This window comes from Corynebacterium felinum (genome assembly GCF_030408755.1).
GTDB lineage: Bacteria > Actinomycetota > Actinomycetes > Mycobacteriales > Mycobacteriaceae > Corynebacterium > Corynebacterium felinum.
This window is the reverse complement of record NZ_CP047209.1, coordinates 25,275-41,731: the sequence shown is the minus strand read 5'-3', so window position 1 is coordinate 41,731 and position 16,457 is coordinate 25,275. Positions and strand designations below refer to the sequence as shown.

Genomic DNA, 16,457 nt, shown 5'->3' with positions numbered 1-16,457 from the left:
GTCATCAATCCCACCCATGCAAGGGTGCTTTCACCCTCGTGTCCACTATAGAAATTACAGGTAACGCCAACTCAACGCCTCGCAAGCGGATAAGACTGACACAAATCGACTAGGAGGTGGAGTGGGCGGGGTTGCTCAGCCTCCCTCTCACACCACCGTACGTGCGGTTCATCGCATACGGCGGTTCCTCATACATGTTGATAAAAATAACTGTGTTTCCTGCGGAAGGTTTCCCATCGTTGGATAAAGGATTTCACACCTTGGTCTTCCCAATACTGGTTAGTCAAAGAACATGTCAGAATCCACGAGCCAGCAAGATGCCAGTAACCTCCTACAACCGCCGTATTGACACCCCAACACATGCATAGGTGGAACGGCCTTGAACATCTTGCGCTGTCTAACCCACCTTGAAACGCCTCATACGATTCGTGTACCACAGCGGCAAAATCTCGCTTGAAGCTTGCTCCCCCACAACACCTCACAGCGTTGCCGTTGGCATCAGAAACACACGTTAAACCACCTTCATTTCCAGGGACTTATACCCATAAGAACAAGCCCATGCTGGGCGAACATGACAACAGCCCTAAGATTTTGGAGAAAATCTTAGGGCTGTCCTAGGTTGGTTTACGCCGTAAAGGTATAAGCGCTTGCCTAGGGCATGCAGTTACCACCTCAGCACTTCACTGCACACACCTAGATGAGGCTAAGAAAACGTGGTTTCTTTACTGAACCTTCGCTGCAACCACTTCAGGTTTATTATCCAATGAAGCTACAGGAGTAGAGGAAAAACGTAGCGGGCTTTGACGCTGCTGCGCCTCATGGTCTGGGCCAAGCGGAATGTTGTCGCGACTGTTAAAGCACAGTACCGCGATCAAACCCAGCACTGCCATGCCGGTCAGGTAGTAGGTCACGGCGTCGGTGGAGCCGGTCTGCTTAATCAGGTACGCAGCAATCATTGGGGAGAATGCGCCACCCAGAATCGCACCGAGCGCATAGGTAACCGACACACCAGAGAAGCGCACGGAGGCGGGGAATAGTTCGGTGTAGAAAGCAGACTGCTGGCCATAAGTAAAGCCAAGGCCGATGGTCAAAATCGCCAATGCGCTAAACAGCATGCCCACGCTACCGGCGCTGACCATGGGGAACAGCAACCAAATGCCGATGATCTGCGCAATGTAGCCCACAATGTAGGTGTTGCGGCGCCCAATGTAGTCAGACACAATGCCGGCAAGCAGGGTAAACAGTAGCCAGGTGGCGGCGGAACCGGTCACTGCCAGAAGCACGGGGCCGCGTTCAAGGCCGATGGGGCCGTCGGGGTTGGTGGCGTAGTTTTGGATGAAACCGCCGGTGGTCATGTAGCCGGAAGCGCCGTTGCCGGCGAAAACCAGTGCAGCGAGGAAGACTACTACGAAGTTGTAGCGCAGCATCTTGCCCAGCGGGTTTTTGGTTACTTCTTTGCGTTGTGCGATTTCGGCAAACACGGGGGATTCAGCCACACCGTGGCGGATGTAGTGGCCGACGAAAATCAGGATGAAGCTGAGCAAGAATGGTACGCGCCAACCCCACTCCAAGAAGGCGTCGCCTGGGGCGATTTTGGTCATGATCGCCATCATTCCTGACGACATCAGCAGGCCGATAGGCACACCGATTTGTGGGAATGCGCCGAAAAGGCCGCGGCGTTTGTCGGGGGCGTGCTCCACTGCCATGAGCACGGCACCGCCCCATTCGCCGCCAGCGGAAATGCCTTGGATTACGCGTAGTGCGATCAGCAATAATGGTGCGGCCACGCCGATGGTGGCGTAGGTGGGCAGCAAGCCAATCAAGGTGGTGGCAATGCCCATGCCGACGAGGGTGATCATCAAAACTTTTCTTCGCCCAATCCTGTCGCCGAAATGTCCGGCAAGAAACGCCCCCAGGGGCCTAAAGAGGAAGGACAAGCCGACGGTCAGGAAGGACAAGATGGTGGCTACTGCAGCATCGTCGGTATTAAAGAAGGTTTTGTTAAAGACCAAACCTGCCGCTGCCGCGTACAGGAAGAAGTCGTACCATTCGATGGCTGTGCCGATAATGGTTGCCGCCGCAACCCGTGTGTCCTCGCGTTTTGTCATAAAAGTGTGGTCTTTCCTTGTTGAAAATTACTACTCGTGTTGGTCAAGCCCACTCGTAAGTCGTGTCTGAAGGTTAAAACGTAACACCTTGGTGGTTTATTTTGCATTTTTGCCAGCATAACCACGCCAAAACAGCACAGTGTCTCAGCTCACAGCAAGCGATCACCACGTCGACCACACCTGCTTATCGACGCCCAATCACCGCCCACCATGATTGCGTGCGCACTCCACGACAGCGGTGATCGCACGGCGTGCCTGGGGGCTGTTTTTCCAACAGGATGATCCTGTCGCAGCAGCACCTGCCTGAAGAATTTGCTCGACATCGGCAGTAGCCAGATCGACAAGGGAACTAAAGCCCATCTGCTCAAGGCGCGTGATTACCGTTGGCCCCACCCCTGTGAGTGCCACTAGTATTTCGCGTTCCTGTTCTGAAAACTTCGCTGCCATTGGGCTCTCACTTTCGTTGTTCTAGAACCCCCACGATACCGACTTAAGGGACATTTCGTGTGGATACATCAGGCCATTTATCGACTCCTACCTGCCTAAAATACGCATGGCACCTATTTTTAGCCTTCAGGCGGTGGTGTGATAGACGGGAGAAATATTGATTCGACATAGAGCGACTGCTACTTGTGAAACCGCAGGTCAATTTTTCGCATGTTCACTGAAAGTCGAATCAGTTTTATTCAATCAATCTTCACATATTGATAGACATCTCCAAAGAGCGCGGGCCTATCACATGCGTAGGGGTTGATCCGCAAAATAAGAGTTAGAGTTTCAGCGCGGCGGGCAAAAATTGACCTGCGGTTTTGCAGGTAGCACTCGCTCTATCTCTAACTGATAGTAGCTTAAGAGGCTTAAGAGGCATCGTGAAACCAAATAAAGCCACCTACATAATGTAGGTGGCTTTTATTCTGTGCCCAGGGGGGGACTTGAACCCCCACGTCCTTGCGAACACTGGCACCTGAAGCCAGCGCGTCTGCCAATTCCGCCACCTGGGCAGGTAGCGTGCACCTTCACGGTGCGACTTGATAAAGATAACACAAGAATCACAAAAACCGTCAAATCGGCAGCTCATGTGCATATTTTTAAGTTGCCGTATAGGCGTAAGCGCCCAAAGTCCTTATACTGGGAACATCACTAACCATTACCCCCTAGTTCAAATAAGGAGGCGAAGCGAATGTCCTTCATGGGAAAAATCGCGAAGCTCGACAGCGCAATGCAGCGTGGACTCGACAACAGCTTCGCCTTTGTCTTCGGCGGGCGCGTCGTACCCGCCGAAATTGAAGAGCTGCTCAAACAAGAAGCGGAAGACAATGCCGTGCACACCTACGAAGGCACCATTGAAATCCCCAACCACTTCGAAGTCAAAGTCAGCACCAAAGACTACGCCAACCTCCAAGAAGAACACCCAGGGTTGACGGAAGACTTCGAAGACCAGCTCACACGCTACTTCAGAAACCAAGGATGGGTATGCCCCGGCGCGGTCGTCGTCGACATTGTCGAAGACCCCTCCGTACGCACTGGGCAGCTCTACGCATCATCAACAATTAAGACCGAAAGCGAGCCAGACGTGCGCGACCTGATCGTGAATCCCCCCACTCATGCAGGCTTCAGTGTCGCCGAAGACGAGGTCGACCCGCCCACTGAATACTTTACCGAGGAGGTTGACGCAGCACCCGCAGCAGTTAGCCTGCTGCTGCAAGACGGGTCGTCGCGCACCTACTACGTGCATGAAGGTTCAAATATTATCGGCCGTGGAAACGATGTTGATTTCCGGCTTCCTGACACAGGTGTCTCCCGCAAGCACGCCGAAATTGTGTGGAATGGCAGTGATGCCATCCTCGTGGATCTGCAATCGACCAACGGCACCACCGTCAACGACACCCCCATCGACAACTGGTTGCTTGCCGACGGTGACGTGATTACCGTCGGGCACTCCCACATCGAAGTACGCATCATCAACTAGCAAGGAGACTTACATCCCCCATGGAAAACGCGTTACTTCTTGGACTGCGCATCGGGCTTCTTGTCCTGTTGTGGTTGTTCATCTTCTTCTGCCTCAACGTGCTGCGACGCAACGTTAACGGTGTCGTGAAGCAAACAACGGCGTCGACAAGCATCGGCGGTGTCCCACACCAGTTAGCAGTCATCGACGGACCGCTGACCGGCACCCGCATGGATCTTGCCGGACTTTCAGAAGTCACCCTCGGCCGCGCCCCTGACTGCACCTTTGTCGTCAGCGACGACTTCGCATCATCCAGGCATGCGCGGCTGTTTAGACGCGGCAACGAATGGTTCGTCGAAGACCTCGACTCCCGCAACGGCACCTACGTCCAAGACCTACGCATCGACTCCCCCGAGCGCGTCCTCGCCGGAAATGACATCAAAGTAGGACGCACAACAGTCAGGCTGGTGGGCTAATGAAATTAAACTACGCCATAGGATCCGATCGTGGCCTGGTACGCGGAAACAACGAAGACTCCGCCTACGCAGGCCCCCACCTGCTTGCGCTCGCTGACGGAATGGGCGGACATGCGGCAGGCGAAGTCGCCTCCCAACTCATGATCAACCACCTGCTTGAAATCGACGCCGACCCGGGTGACAACGACATGCTCGCTATCCTCGGGTCCGTTGCCGACGACGCCAATCATGCGATTGCACGCGGGGTGAAAGAAGTCCCCGAAACCAACGGCATGGGCACCACCCTGACCTCTTTGATGTTCAACGGCAAAGAATTTGGGCTGTGTCACGTCGGCGACTCCCGCGGCTACCGGCTACGCAACGGCACCCTTGAACAGCTCACCGTCGACGACACCTACGTGCAATCCCTCATCGACCGGGGCGAGCTCGACCCCGAAGACGTGTCCACGCACCCGCAGCGCTCCATGATCCTCAAGGCGTACACTGGGCGCCCCGTCGAACCCACATTAAAGCTTCTCGACGCCCAAATCGGCGACCGTATCCTACTGTGCTCCGACGGGCTTTCTGACCCCGTCACCGCCTCCACCATCGAAAACGAACTCGGTCGCGGCACCCCAGCAGAAGCAGTCACCAGGCTTATCGAACTCGCGCTACGCTCCGGCGGACCAGACAACGTCACTGTGGTTGTTGCCGACGTCGTCAAAGCAGACAGCCAACAGGCACACACGCTCACACCAGTGACCGCAGGGGCACTCAACGCGGGACAGCCCGAAGACCCCCGACCTGACACGGCTGCCGGTCGCGCCGCCATTGCGCTGGCACAACCCGCACCCACTACCACCATCACCCACCCGGCGACCTCCGAAACCATTGAGCCTGTACTCGGCGACGCCGACGTGCTCCCAGATTTCACCACCATTAAAAAACGCCGCCGGTTCCTCCCGCTGATCCTGCTCATCTGCCTCTGCATCATCGGCGCAGGGATCTTTGTCGGCTACAACACCCTCAAAGATCGCTACTACGTGCATGTTAATGACGAGCAACAAATCGTCATCAACCAAGGATTCGAAGGGGTCTGGTCCAAGCCTTACCAAGCCTCCTGCCTGAACGCGGAAGGCAATCTCACGCTCATCGATATCGACTCGACAGACAAATGTCACCGCTTCAAAGTCACCGATCTCAAAGGCTCCGCCCGCAACTCCGTTGAAGCACTCAGCGGCGGAAGCTACGACAACGTGCTGCAACAAATGCAGCGGCTAAGCCAAGAAATCCTGCCGGTATGCGTCACTCGCGAAAGCAACTCCAGCTCAAACACGCACACCAAAAAAGAAGCAGGAAACCTCAACACACCTGGCGTTAATTGCCGGGAGGTGAAATAACACCGTGAACTTTTTCACCCAACTTACCTCCCGAAAAACAGAGTTCGGCCTGTTGTTGGCAGCAACCGTCATCATCGCAGTCACCCTGTTTAACCTCAATCTCGCCCTCGATATCGCCTCCAACACCGAAGTGTTCTGGGTGATCGGTGGTTTCATTGGGGTGTTCACCCTAGCCCACCTTGCTTTGTGCTTCTTTGCGCCCCACGCCGACCAAGTCATGCTGCCAGTTGCAGCACTACTCAACGGCCTCGGTCTTGCCATGGTGTACCGCCTCGACATCGCCAAAGAAACACAAATGGCTTCGCGCCAAGTGATGTGGACGCTTGTAGGCATCGTCTTGATGATCCTCGTGCTCGCCTTTTTGCGCGATCACCGAAGCCTCACCCGCTATTCCTACGTGCTCGGACTGCTAGGTCTAATCTTGCTGGCCCTACCACTGGTGTGGCCAACCAATCCCGACATCGTTGCCGATGCTCGGATCTGGATTTCCATCGGGCCGTTCTCCGTCCAGCCAGGCGAATTCTCCAAAATCTTCCTGCTGCTGTTCTTCGCCCAACTGCTCGTCACTAAACGAGCGCTGTTTAACGTGGCCGGTTACCGCATCCTAGGCCTAGAATTTCCCCGACTGCGCGACCTCGGCCCCATCCTGGGTGTATGGGGTATCGCTATTGTCATCATGGCTGGCGAAAACGACTTCGGCCCCGCACTGTTGCTCTTTAGCACCGTGCTTGGCATGCTCTACCTCGCAACTGGGCGTGTCTCCTGGTTGATCATCGGTACCATCCTGGTCGCCCTTGGTGGCACCGCAATCTACCAAATCTCCACCAAAATCCAAACCCGTTTCTCCAACTTCCTCGACCCACTCGCCAACCCCGACTCCACGGGCTTCCAGCTGTCCCAAGCACTGTTTGGAATGTCCACCGGCGGCATTGTTGGCTCCGGACTTGGCCAAGGACACCCCTACATTGTGCCCGTGGCGTGGAGCGACTTCATTCTGTCCTCCATCGGTGAAGAACTCGGACTCATTGGACTGGCAGCAGTTCTCCTTCTTTTTGCCATTTTTGTCTCCCGCGGCATGTATACAGCAATGTCGGCGCGAGACTCTTTCGGCAAACTCGTAGCCTCCGGCCTGTCACTAACCATTGCTATTCAAATCTTCGTCGTCACCGCAGGCATCTCCGCACTGATGCCCATGACCGGCCTGACCACACCATTTATGTCGCAAGGTGGATCTTCCCTCATGGCGAACTACATTCTGTTGGGCATAATTTTGCGTATTTCTGACTCCACACGGAAGGCGGCGATTGCATGAACCGCTCAATCCGCAACGCCTTCAACTTCAGCCTCGTACTCATGATCATTCTGCTGATCAACTTAAGCTACATTCACGTATTCAAAGACGAAGAATACGCACACAACCCCAACAACCGGCGCGGTCTGATCGAACTGAAATCCCAACCCCGTGGCCAAATCTCCGCAGGTGGGATCGTGCTCGCTGAATCTCACGCCGACGAAAACGGCTTCTACCACCGCAGCTACCCCTACAACCCAGAAATCTACGGCTCGGTCGAAGGCTACCTCTCCGACATTTACGGGGTCAGTGGCATCGAATCAAGCCACAACGACACCCTCAACGGCACCGCGAATTCCGCCAAACTGTGGTGGAAGAGCCTCGTCTCCAAGAACAAAGTAGTGGGCAATGTGGAACTCACCCTCGATCCAACCACCCAAGAAGTGGCCTACAACCAGCTTGCAAACGCTGGCTTCGAAGGTGCCGCAGTAGCAATCCGCCCCTCCACCGGTGAAATCCTTGCCATGGCCTCAACCCCCTCCTTCAACCCTTCCGTGCTTGCCAATAACAACACAGCACAACAAGCCTGGGGTGAACTCAATGCCGCAGAAGGCAAACCACTGCTGAACAAAGCAACCCAAGAAATCCTGCCGCCAGGATCCACCTTTAAAGTGGTCACCACCGCTGCAGCACTGAGCAAGGGTTATACCCCCGATTCCCCACTAACCGGCGAATCACAGATCACCCTGCCAGGAACCACCACCACCTTGGAAAACTACGGCGGACAAACCTGTGCAGGTTCCCCACAAGTCAATCTGCTCACCGCCTTCCAGTTCTCCTGCAACACCGCTTTTGTGCAAATGTCTGTTGATGCCGGGGCCGACGCTCTGCGCGATGCCGCCGAAGGCTTCGGTGTTGACGAAACCTACAACCTCGGCATCCCCATGGCCAAGGGCACCATTGGTGATATTCCCGACGATGCGGCCTTAGGCCAATCCTCCATCGGCCAGCGCGACGTCGCCATGACCGTCCTCAACAATGCGGTCGTAGCAGCCACCGTAGCTAACGGTGGTGTGCGCATGGAACCACATGTAGTCTCCCGCATCGTCGCCAGCGACCTCAGCGTGATCAGCGAAACCAAACCCAAAGAACTCTCCCATTCCATTAGCCCCGAAACCGCCCAGACTCTCACCGAGCTCATGCAAGCATCGGAGCGTCACACCGCAGGGTTTAACGGCCACAACATTGCCTCGAAAACTGGCACTGCCGAACACGGCGTTGACTCCCGCAACTCCAACCCCCACGCGTGGTACATCGCCTTCGCCCCCGGCGAAGACGTGGCTGTAGCAGTGGTTGTGAAAAACGGCGGCGACCGTGGCCAAGCAGCCACCGGTGGTTCCGTGGCAGCCCCTATTGGTCGCGCTATTTTGGCCACCGCCCCGAGGGGAGAAAACTAAATGGAGCATATCCAATCACTCATCGGTCCGGATTACCAACTCCAATGGGTAGTCGGCACTGGTGGCATGTCAACGGTGTACCTTGCCGATGATGTGCGAAACCAGCGCGAAGTCGCAGTCAAGGTTCTACGCCCAGAATTTAGCGACAACGTCGAATTCCTCTCGCGTTTCCGCAACGAGGCACTCGCCAGCGAAGATATCATCTCCCGCAACGTGGTACGCACCTACGACTACCGTGAACTAGTCGACCCCGCCTCCGGACGAAACTTGTGCTTCATCGTGATGGAATTCGTTCGGGGCGAATCCTTAGCCGACCTCATTGCACGGCGCGGGATGATCCCCGAAGAAGAAGCTCTCGACATTCTTGAGCAGGCCGCCCACGGTTTGCGGCGCATCCACGAACTGGGTTTGGTGCACCGAGACATTAAGCCGGGCAATATTTTGATTACCCAAAACGGGACAGTGAAAATCACCGATTTTGGTATTGCCAAGGCGGCATCATCGGTTCCTTTGACCCGCACGGGCATGGTGGTGGGCACCGCGCAATACGTCTCCCCGGAGCAAGCCCAAGGGCTTGATGTCACCTTTGCTACCGACGTGTATTCCTTGGGTGTGGTCGGCTACGAATTGCTCACAGGAAAACGCCCCTTTAGTGGTGATTCTTCCGTGTCCGTGGCGATCGCCCACATCAATAACGCACCACCTGCGCTTCCGACGTCGATAAGCGCACCCACGCGCGAGCTGATCGGGATTGCGCTGCGCAAAGACCCCACCCACCGCTATGGTGATGGCGCTGAGCTGGAGAAAGCAATTTCGGCTGCACGGTTGGGCAAGCGCCCGCCGCAGCCTTCCGGTGCAGCGCGTGTGGTGCCCGCAGAGGCCAGCCCCACAGCGGTGACGGCAGTAGCATCGGCGGTGACGGGAACATCCTCGGCATCAGCCCCCGCTGTGCACCCTAGAACCCCGAATCGTCCGATTCCGCAGTCGCAGATTGTGGAGCCAAAACGCTCGTCATCGGGCTTTTTGGTGGGCTTTTTAATCGCAGTTGTTGTTGCTTTTGCGTTAGCGGCGGGTACGGTGTTGTATCTGAATAGTCAGTCGTTCCAGCCGGAGCCCAGTGTGCCTCCCGCGCCGGAAACCGTTACTATTACGCCGGAGACTACACCAGAACCGATACCGACGATTACGATGACTGTCGAGCCAACAACCTCAGCACCGCCAGTGATCACAACATCGGAGGCTGAACCAACGCTGCCCCCGATTTCATCGGTGATAGTGGAACCCTCGGAGGTGATCGTGCCCACGAGTGAGCCGGAGCCTGTCCCAACTGTAACCCTTGAACCTACTGATCCCACAACGAACCCAGGAGCAAGCCAGTGAGTGATATCATCGCCAATCGCTACGAGCTCGGTCCCGTCGTCGGCACCGGGGGCATGTCTGAGGTGTATCAAGCAACCGATACGCTGTTGGGGCGTGAAGTTGCGATCAAGGTTCTGCGCCAAGATTTGGCGCGGGATGTGAATTTCCGCGAGCGTTTCCGCAAGGAAGCCCACAATGCGGGCCGGTTGAATCACCCCGCGATCGTTGCGGTCTATGACACCGGCGAGACGGAGCGGGACGGGATTTCTACTCCATATATTGTGATGGAGCTGGTCAACGGCCGAAACCTGCGCGATATTGTGCGCGAGGGCGGCCCGCTTTCCCCCGAGGAAGCGGCAACAACGCTGATTCCAGTGTGCGAGGCGCTGCAGGCAAGCCACGACGCGGGCATTGTGCACCGCGATATCAAGCCGGCGAATGTGATGATCACCAACACTGGCGTGGTCAAGATCATGGACTTCGGTATTGCGCGTGCGCTTGACGACGCCACCTCGGCGATGACCCAAACATCTGCGGTGATCGGTACTGCGCAGTACCTATCCCCAGAGCAGGCTCGCGGTAAAGCGGTGGATGGTCGTTCGGATATTTACGCGCTCGGCTGCGTGATGTACGACATTATTACAGGCCGTCCGCCCTTTGAGGGGGAAACACCGTTCGCGGTGGCCTACCAGCATGTGCAGGAAGACCCCACCCCGCCGTCTGATTTCATTCCTGATTTAAGCCCGACTGCCGCGTTGAATGTGAATGCTGTGGTGCTCACCGCTATGGCTAAGCACCCTGGGGATCGCTATCAGACTGCCACGGATATGGCGGAGGATCTCAAGCGCCTTGAGCGAAACGCTGTCACGATGGCGGCTCGGCATTATATTGAGCCCTCAGATTATGAGGATGAGGTTGAAGAGCATGCTGTTGAGGCTGCTCCTACCACGCAAATGTTTAGCCCTGCTACTGTGGCTGCCCCAGCCCAGGAGGAAGTGTATGAGCCGGAGCCTCCGCGTCGTCTTGGTTTGAAGATTCTGGTCGGCACCCTCGCGTTAGCATCCTTAGGTATTGTTGGCGCGTTTACTTACGAGTATTTCACTGGGGGTCAAAACAGTGGCTTCGGTCTGAATAAGCAACTGATCGAATTGCCCGATTATGCTGGCTACACCCGTGAAGCCGCTGCTAGTGATCTAGCGGCAAAGGGTTTGCAGGTACAGATCAGTGAGGAGGCGAACCCTACTGTTGAGCGCGGGGATGTGATTAGGACAAATCCTGCGGCTGGTTCCTCAATCCAGTCGGGCACGACGGTGACTTTGTTTGTATCGTCTGGCAAGGAAGTCACTGAGGTTCCAGATTTGACGGGCAAGAGCACTGCCGAGGCGAATAATATTTTGAATGCTGCCGGCCTTGAGCTGGATTCCGTTGTGCGCGAAGATTCTTCCGACAAGGTGGAAGAAGGCAAGATCATGGAACAAACCCCTTCAGCTGGCTCCCAAGTGTCAAAGGGCTCGAAGGTGACCATTACGGTATCCATGGGTGTGGCTAAGGAACGGGTTCCCGTGGTCACGGGCATGTTGTGGTCGCAGGCTGAGGGTAATTTGACTTCCCTTGGTTTTGAACCGGTTGTTGAGGTGATTGATCACACCGCCCCTGAGGGTACGGTGGTTGAGGTCGCGGGTGAAGGCACCCAAGTGGATGCGCGTTCCCGCATTACTGTGCGCATTTCTAACGGTCAGATGATTACAATGCCGGATTTGGTGGGGTTGAATATGACCGCGGCTGTCAAGGCGTTGCATGATGCTGGTTGGAAGGGTCAGGCTAACCAGATCGCGCTCGGTGATCCGTTGAAGACGAGTTCGCTTGTCGACGGCGGTCGTGTGGCAGTGCAGGTTCAGCCTGCTGGCTCCCACATTAGGAAGGATTCAGCGATCGCAGTTTCGCTATGGGAGTTCGACATAGCATCGCTTGCCCCCTAACATTGATAATAATTTTAGTTTCGCTCGCTCGTGAAGGTTTTAGATCATGCCAAAGTCAAAGATTTCGACTAGTTCTCTCCCGGTTTCTTCCGGTAACCGTACGCCGGTGAAGATTAATTCTTCCGGTACCCCCCTGTGGTACAAGATAATTATGTTCGGCCTCATGCTGGTCGGCCTCGGATGGTTGATTGTGAACTATCTCGCCGGCCCCCAGATCCAGTTCATGAATGAGTTAGGCCCGTGGAACTACGCCATTGGGTTTACCTCCTTCCTCGTGGGCTTGCTGATGTCCATGGGTTGGCGCTAAAAGCACCACAAAGTGCTGGCATTCCGTCTTTTCACGGAATGCCAGCTTTTTGCTACCCCCTTATGTTTGCGCCCTCCCTTATGCCATTGAGTGATCGCTATGGGTGTTGTAGGCGTAAGTGATTGCCAGCTTGAGGCTGCGAAAGTGCGTGATTGGTTGTGTGGACTGCTCGATGATCTCGTGGAGAGTCCATAGCTCTTCTACTGTGGAATAGTGGCAATCGGTCACGTACCCTGTCTCATAATTCGATTTGAGTTCCACGACAAGATTCTTGAATTGCTCAAGCTTATCGAGTGCCTGAGTTGGATCCTGCGTTATATTTTGCGCCAAAGGTTCATCGAGGCTTTCTGGCCATGTTCCTTCCCACACGGTCGCAGCAAAATCGTGAAAATGAGGAAATGGGTCGAATGAGCATAGTTGCTTTACCTCTTCTGTAAAACGCTGTATCTCATCTGTAAGTGGCTGCAGAAAACGTGCGAGTTCTTCCTTAATCAGCGTTGTGTAAGTCTCCTTGCTTGGATTTTTGGAAAGCTCCCGTAATACAACTGGGTTCGTAAAAATTCGTGCATTTAATGCGCCTTGAATTGCAGAACCAAAGCGGGTAATTACTTGTGGATATTCCATGTAGGTATTGAGGTTTTCCCATCAGGAAATCGCATTGTGAAAAGAAGGCTCGGGCGACGACGGTGCCCTGAGACATGATCGAAGTGACGAGACAGGAAAAACATTACACACCACTGCCGAAAACCATACCTATGAATACGTGGGGATTGATTCAAAAATGCTGATTCGACTTTCAGCAAACAAATGAAAAATTGACCTGCAGTTTTACAGGTAGCACTTGCTCTATGTCGAATCAATATTTTTTTCTTATATATCCAAAGCCCTCTACCGCTACTAAGAACAGCGCTCCCGATACACACACGATCATAAAGTAGATGCGGTCACTCAGTTTATTGACTTCCGCACCCTGGTGCTCTCGTGAATAGATCCTGGTCGAAAATTAAAGGGGTACCCAATGTGGCAGAACATACACACACGCACGTGTTGAAGATCAGCGTGATTTCCATGATCCCAAACCACTCTGAATGAATCCTCTCATCCTTGCTACTTGCCCCAATCTGGCTTGAAAAATAGCAAAGATGCAGTATTTTTGAACACCATCCCGCTTGTACACACCCCCTCCAACAAAGTTATCCACAGGCTGTGAGTAAAGCTGTGAAAAGAAGTTTACACACAGCCTGTGGAATTCTCTGTCCACTTTTTCACATCTGTACAGGTGTGCGAAAATTCCACAATTTCACAGGGTTGTGCAGTAATTTTCGACTGAGTGTTAGTACACAAGGAAGTAAAGAACATTCTTGTAATTTTCCACAATGTGGATAACTCTTGTGGATAACTTTTGCTGTGGATGAACAGTGGAATCTAAAGTGCCACAAGCACATACGTTGCACTAACAGCACACACAATGATGGGCCAAACCCAGCCGCGTAGCACAGTTGGTAACATCACCACTCCGGCAATCAGACCCCCGAGGTGTCCAGCAATGCTGACACCTGGAGTGATGAAGCTGAATGCCACGTTGATCACAACGAGCACTATCGGTCCACGAAGGTCTGTCTTTCGCGCGATATTCATGCCGATGAGCAACACCATGAGTGCGTAGAGCACACCTGATGCACCAACTGTGGCTGAGTTCGGGTCAAGGTAAGTGATGCAGGCGGCGGCGCCAAGTGCGGCGGTGCCAAAGATAGCTGTGTAGCGTACGGCCCCGACGTAGCGTTCAACCTCCCCACCGAGGAGGACAAGGAGGAAGACGTTCATGGCGAGGTGTGAGGCACCCGAGTGGACGAAGGCCGAGCTGAGCGCAGTGTGGATGCTGGGGTTGGGTGCGTAGAAGAGGAGGGTTGCAAAGATGTCAGGTTGTGTGGCTGTGATTGGCCACAGTACGAGCATGACTGCGCAAAGGGCGGTGGTAACGGGGGCTGTGCGAATGATGTTCATGGTGGGCATGCGAAAAGGAGGGAACCAAGTATGTTGGTCCCCTCCTTGATGTACCTTTCGTGTGAAGGTTTTTAGTTCTTGATCTCGACGGATTCGATCACGACTGGCTCGACTGGGCGGTCAGTGCGGTCGGTGCCGACGGTAGAGATGTCAAGCACAACCTGCTGGGATGCCTGGTCGGTGACCTCACCGAAGATGGTGTAGCCGTTGTTGAGGTATGGGTGTGCGTCAACGGTGATGAAGAACTGGCAGCCGTTGGTGTTAGGGCCGGCGTTTGCCATTGCCACCAAGAATGGGCGGTCGAAGCGCAGTTCAGGGTGGATTTCGTTGTCGAAGATGTAGCCTGGGCCGCCGCGGCCGGTTCCGGTTGGGTCGCCGCCTTGGATCATGAAGCCTGCGATGACACGGTGGAAGGTGGAGCCGTCGTAGAAGGGACCTTCGTCGGTGCCGGATGCGTTCTTGGTGGTGTAGTCGGCGGTGCCGTCGGCGAGGGTGACGAAGTTTTCCACGGTTTTTGGTGCGTGGTTTCCGTACAGTTCGATTTCGATGTCACCCTTGTTGGTGTGCAGGATTGCAGTTGCAGTCTTAAAACTCATGTCTGCCATCTTAAGCACGTTGAAGCTTTTATGGCTAGGCTGGGAGTGCAAATAGCACTACCTATTCTCTAGGAGCGAACATGAATCTCACCGCGCTAACTACTGCTACGCGCATGGCTAAGAAGGCTTACGGTTCCTACGCAGATTACCGCGACCGTAAGGCGAACGAGGCATACGAGGCGCTTATCGACGCCGCCAACAGCTATAACGTGAAGGGCTTCATCGATGATTCGACGCAGCGTTTTTCGACGTTGTCGGAAAAAGCGTTGAAGCGTATTGATGATTTGAAGGATGATCTTCACGTTGGTGAGCTGGAGAAAGTAGCCTCTGAGAAGGTGGCTCATTTGTCTGGTGTGGTTGAGAAGAAGGCTAAGGCTTCCAAGCGTGTGTTGCGTAAGAAGGCGAAGGAAGCTGAAAAGGCAGCGAAGAAGGCTGCGCGGAAGGACGCAAAGCGTAGTAAGTGGGCTACGTTCTCGTTGGCAGCTGTGATTATGGCTGTTATTGGTGGTGCGGTGTATTTCTTGTTCGGTTTGGGCCAGTCCCGTAAGCCGGTTCGTACTGCACCTCCGAAGGTTGAGGACTACGAGACTCCTGATACTGTTGAATCTTTGGAATCTGTGTTGGTCTATTCCACCGAGACGCCGACTGAAGGCAATGAGGCTGCTGCCGCGCAGGACTTGGAGGATGATCTTTTCGAGGCTTTGGAGAGAGATTTCGCTGAGGACGAGAAGAAGGCCGATAAGTAGTTAGGCTGAAAGTATAATGCCCCTTGACGGGGCATTTTTTATGTTTAGCCGCGAAGCTCGTGGCTTAACGCCTCTAGTTCGCTACCGCCGGCCATGTGTTGCGTGAGCTGCTCTAGAGTGACTTGATCACGAGGAACATTCACTATCTGGCGGCCGAGTTTAAGAATCGTGAAATGATCCCCCACCAAATAGGCATGATGTGGATTATGGGTAATCAACACAACCCCAATGCCGCGGTCGCGTGCAGCAGCCACAAATCGCAACACCATACCGGACTGTTTTACACCCAATGCCGCGGTGGGCTCATCCAAAACAAGGACACGAGCACCGAAATAAATGGCGCGAGCAATGGCCACGACCTGGCGTTGACCACCAGACAAAGAGTTGACATCAACATTCACATCAGGCAAATCAATACCCATTGCACTGAGTTGATCCTGCGTAATGTGCTTCATTTCATCAGTCTTCAACCGACCAAAAGCGCCGGTGAGTTCTTGTCCTAAGAAGAAATTACGCCACACGCTCATCTGACCGACGACCGCCAAATCCTGATACACGGTTGCGATCCCATGGTTTAAGGCATCACGAGGCCCAGACAAAACGGTAGGGACGCCATCGATCAATACTTCCCCAGAACTTGCAGGGTGCAGCCCTGACAGCACCTTAATCAGCGTCGACTTTCCTGCACCATTATCACCTAAAATGCACGTCACCGACCCAGCATGCACCTGAAGATTAATATCGCGCAACGCAGCGAAAGAGCCGTAGGATTTAGAAACATCTTTCAGTTCAACAACACTCAACGAA

At 54.4% G+C, this 16,457-nt stretch carries 15 protein-coding genes and 1 tRNA gene; 9 read left to right on the top strand and 7 right to left on the bottom strand.

The window, feature by feature from the left end; genetic code table 11:
• Positions 1–722: 722 nt before the first annotated feature.
• The 3 genes from CFELI_RS00190 to CFELI_RS00180 all read right to left on the bottom strand — a co-directional run bounded on the left by CFELI_RS00190 (position 723) and on the right by CFELI_RS00180 (position 3,109).
• Positions 723–2,108, bottom strand: coding sequence for an MFS transporter (locus tag CFELI_RS00190; protein ID WP_277103238.1), 1,386 nt, complete (start codon positions 2,106–2,108; stop codon positions 723–725).
• Positions 2,109–2,306: 198 nt separating this feature from the next.
• Complete coding sequence (locus CFELI_RS00185) at positions 2,307–2,555, bottom strand: helix-hairpin-helix domain-containing protein (protein WP_277103239.1); 249 nt, start codon at positions 2,553–2,555, stop codon at positions 2,307–2,309.
• Between the two features lie 470 nt (positions 2,556–3,025).
• A tRNA-Leu gene (locus CFELI_RS00180) sits at positions 3,026–3,109 on the bottom strand.
• A gap of 179 nt (positions 3,110–3,288) precedes the next feature.
• Between CFELI_RS00180 and CFELI_RS00175 the strand changes: the two genes are divergently transcribed.
• Genes CFELI_RS00175 through crgA form a run of 8 tightly spaced genes read left to right on the top strand, consistent with a single transcriptional unit; the run spans position 3,289 to position 12,304 of the window.
• Positions 3,289–4,077 carry an FHA domain-containing protein gene (locus CFELI_RS00175; protein ID WP_277103240.1) on the top strand — a complete coding sequence of 263 codons (789 nt, stop codon included), beginning with the start codon at positions 3,289–3,291 and terminating at the stop codon, positions 4,075–4,077.
• Positions 4,078–4,097: 20 nt separating this feature from the next.
• Positions 4,098–4,532: an FHA domain-containing protein FhaB/FipA gene (locus CFELI_RS00170; protein ID WP_277103241.1), complete on the top strand. Its 435-nt coding sequence runs from the start codon at positions 4,098–4,100 to the stop codon at positions 4,530–4,532.
• Positions 4,532–5,911: a PP2C family protein-serine/threonine phosphatase gene (locus tag CFELI_RS00165; protein ID WP_277103242.1), complete on the top strand. Its 1,380-nt coding sequence runs from the start codon at positions 4,532–4,534 to the stop codon at positions 5,909–5,911. The genes CFELI_RS00170 and CFELI_RS00165 overlap by 1 nt, the downstream gene beginning before the upstream one ends.
• Positions 5,912–5,915: 4 nt before the next feature.
• Complete coding sequence (locus CFELI_RS00160) at positions 5,916–7,223, top strand: FtsW/RodA/SpoVE family cell cycle protein (RefSeq protein WP_277103243.1); 1,308 nt, start codon at positions 5,916–5,918, stop codon at positions 7,221–7,223.
• Entirely contained in the window at positions 7,220–8,659 is a 1,440-nt protein-coding gene (locus CFELI_RS00155) for a penicillin-binding transpeptidase domain-containing protein (protein ID WP_277103244.1), read from the top strand. The genes CFELI_RS00160 and CFELI_RS00155 overlap by 4 nt, the downstream gene beginning before the upstream one ends.
• The gene (locus tag CFELI_RS00150) at positions 8,660–10,039 is read left to right on the top strand and encodes a serine/threonine-protein kinase (RefSeq protein WP_277103245.1); all 1,380 of its coding nucleotides are present in this window, start codon (positions 8,660–8,662) and stop codon (positions 10,037–10,039) included. It abuts the gene before it with no gap.
• A gap of 53 nt (positions 10,040–10,092) precedes the next feature.
• Entirely contained in the window at positions 10,093–11,997 is a 1,905-nt protein-coding gene (pknB, locus tag CFELI_RS00145) for a Stk1 family PASTA domain-containing Ser/Thr kinase (RefSeq protein ID WP_435383800.1), read from the top strand.
• 46 nt (positions 11,998–12,043) lie between these two features.
• A complete protein-coding gene (crgA, locus tag CFELI_RS00140) occupies positions 12,044–12,304 on the top strand; it encodes a cell division protein CrgA (RefSeq protein WP_277103247.1) in 261 nt (86 codons plus the stop codon).
• A 78-nt stretch (positions 12,305–12,382) separates the two neighbouring features.
• On the opposite strand, the gene CFELI_RS00135 is transcribed toward crgA, so the two are convergent.
• The 3 genes from CFELI_RS00135 to CFELI_RS00125 all read right to left on the bottom strand — a co-directional run bounded on the left by CFELI_RS00135 (position 12,383) and on the right by CFELI_RS00125 (position 14,904).
• Positions 12,383–12,928 carry a hypothetical protein gene (locus tag CFELI_RS00135; protein ID WP_277103248.1) on the bottom strand — a complete coding sequence of 182 codons (546 nt, stop codon included), beginning with the start codon at positions 12,926–12,928 and terminating at the stop codon, positions 12,383–12,385.
• Positions 12,929–13,729: 801 nt separating this feature from the next.
• Positions 13,730–14,317 (bottom strand): rhomboid family intramembrane serine protease, encoded by a 588-nt coding sequence (locus tag CFELI_RS00130; protein ID WP_290259070.1) that lies wholly within the window; start codon positions 14,315–14,317, stop codon positions 13,730–13,732.
• A 62-nt stretch (positions 14,318–14,379) separates the two neighbouring features.
• Complete coding sequence (locus CFELI_RS00125; protein WP_277103250.1) at positions 14,380–14,904, bottom strand: peptidylprolyl isomerase; 525 nt, start codon at positions 14,902–14,904, stop codon at positions 14,380–14,382.
• An 80-nt stretch (positions 14,905–14,984) separates the two neighbouring features.
• On the opposite strand from CFELI_RS00125, the gene CFELI_RS00120 reads away from it, so the two are divergent.
• Positions 14,985–15,650 (top strand): hypothetical protein, encoded by a 666-nt coding sequence (locus CFELI_RS00120; protein WP_277103251.1) that lies wholly within the window; start codon positions 14,985–14,987, stop codon positions 15,648–15,650.
• A 44-nt stretch (positions 15,651–15,694) separates the two neighbouring features.
• Here the strand turns inward: CFELI_RS00120 and CFELI_RS00115 are convergent, their stop codons facing one another.
• Complete coding sequence (locus CFELI_RS00115; protein ID WP_277103252.1) at positions 15,695–16,453, bottom strand: ATP-binding cassette domain-containing protein; 759 nt, start codon at positions 16,451–16,453, stop codon at positions 15,695–15,697.
• Positions 16,454–16,457 lie beyond the last annotated feature (4 nt).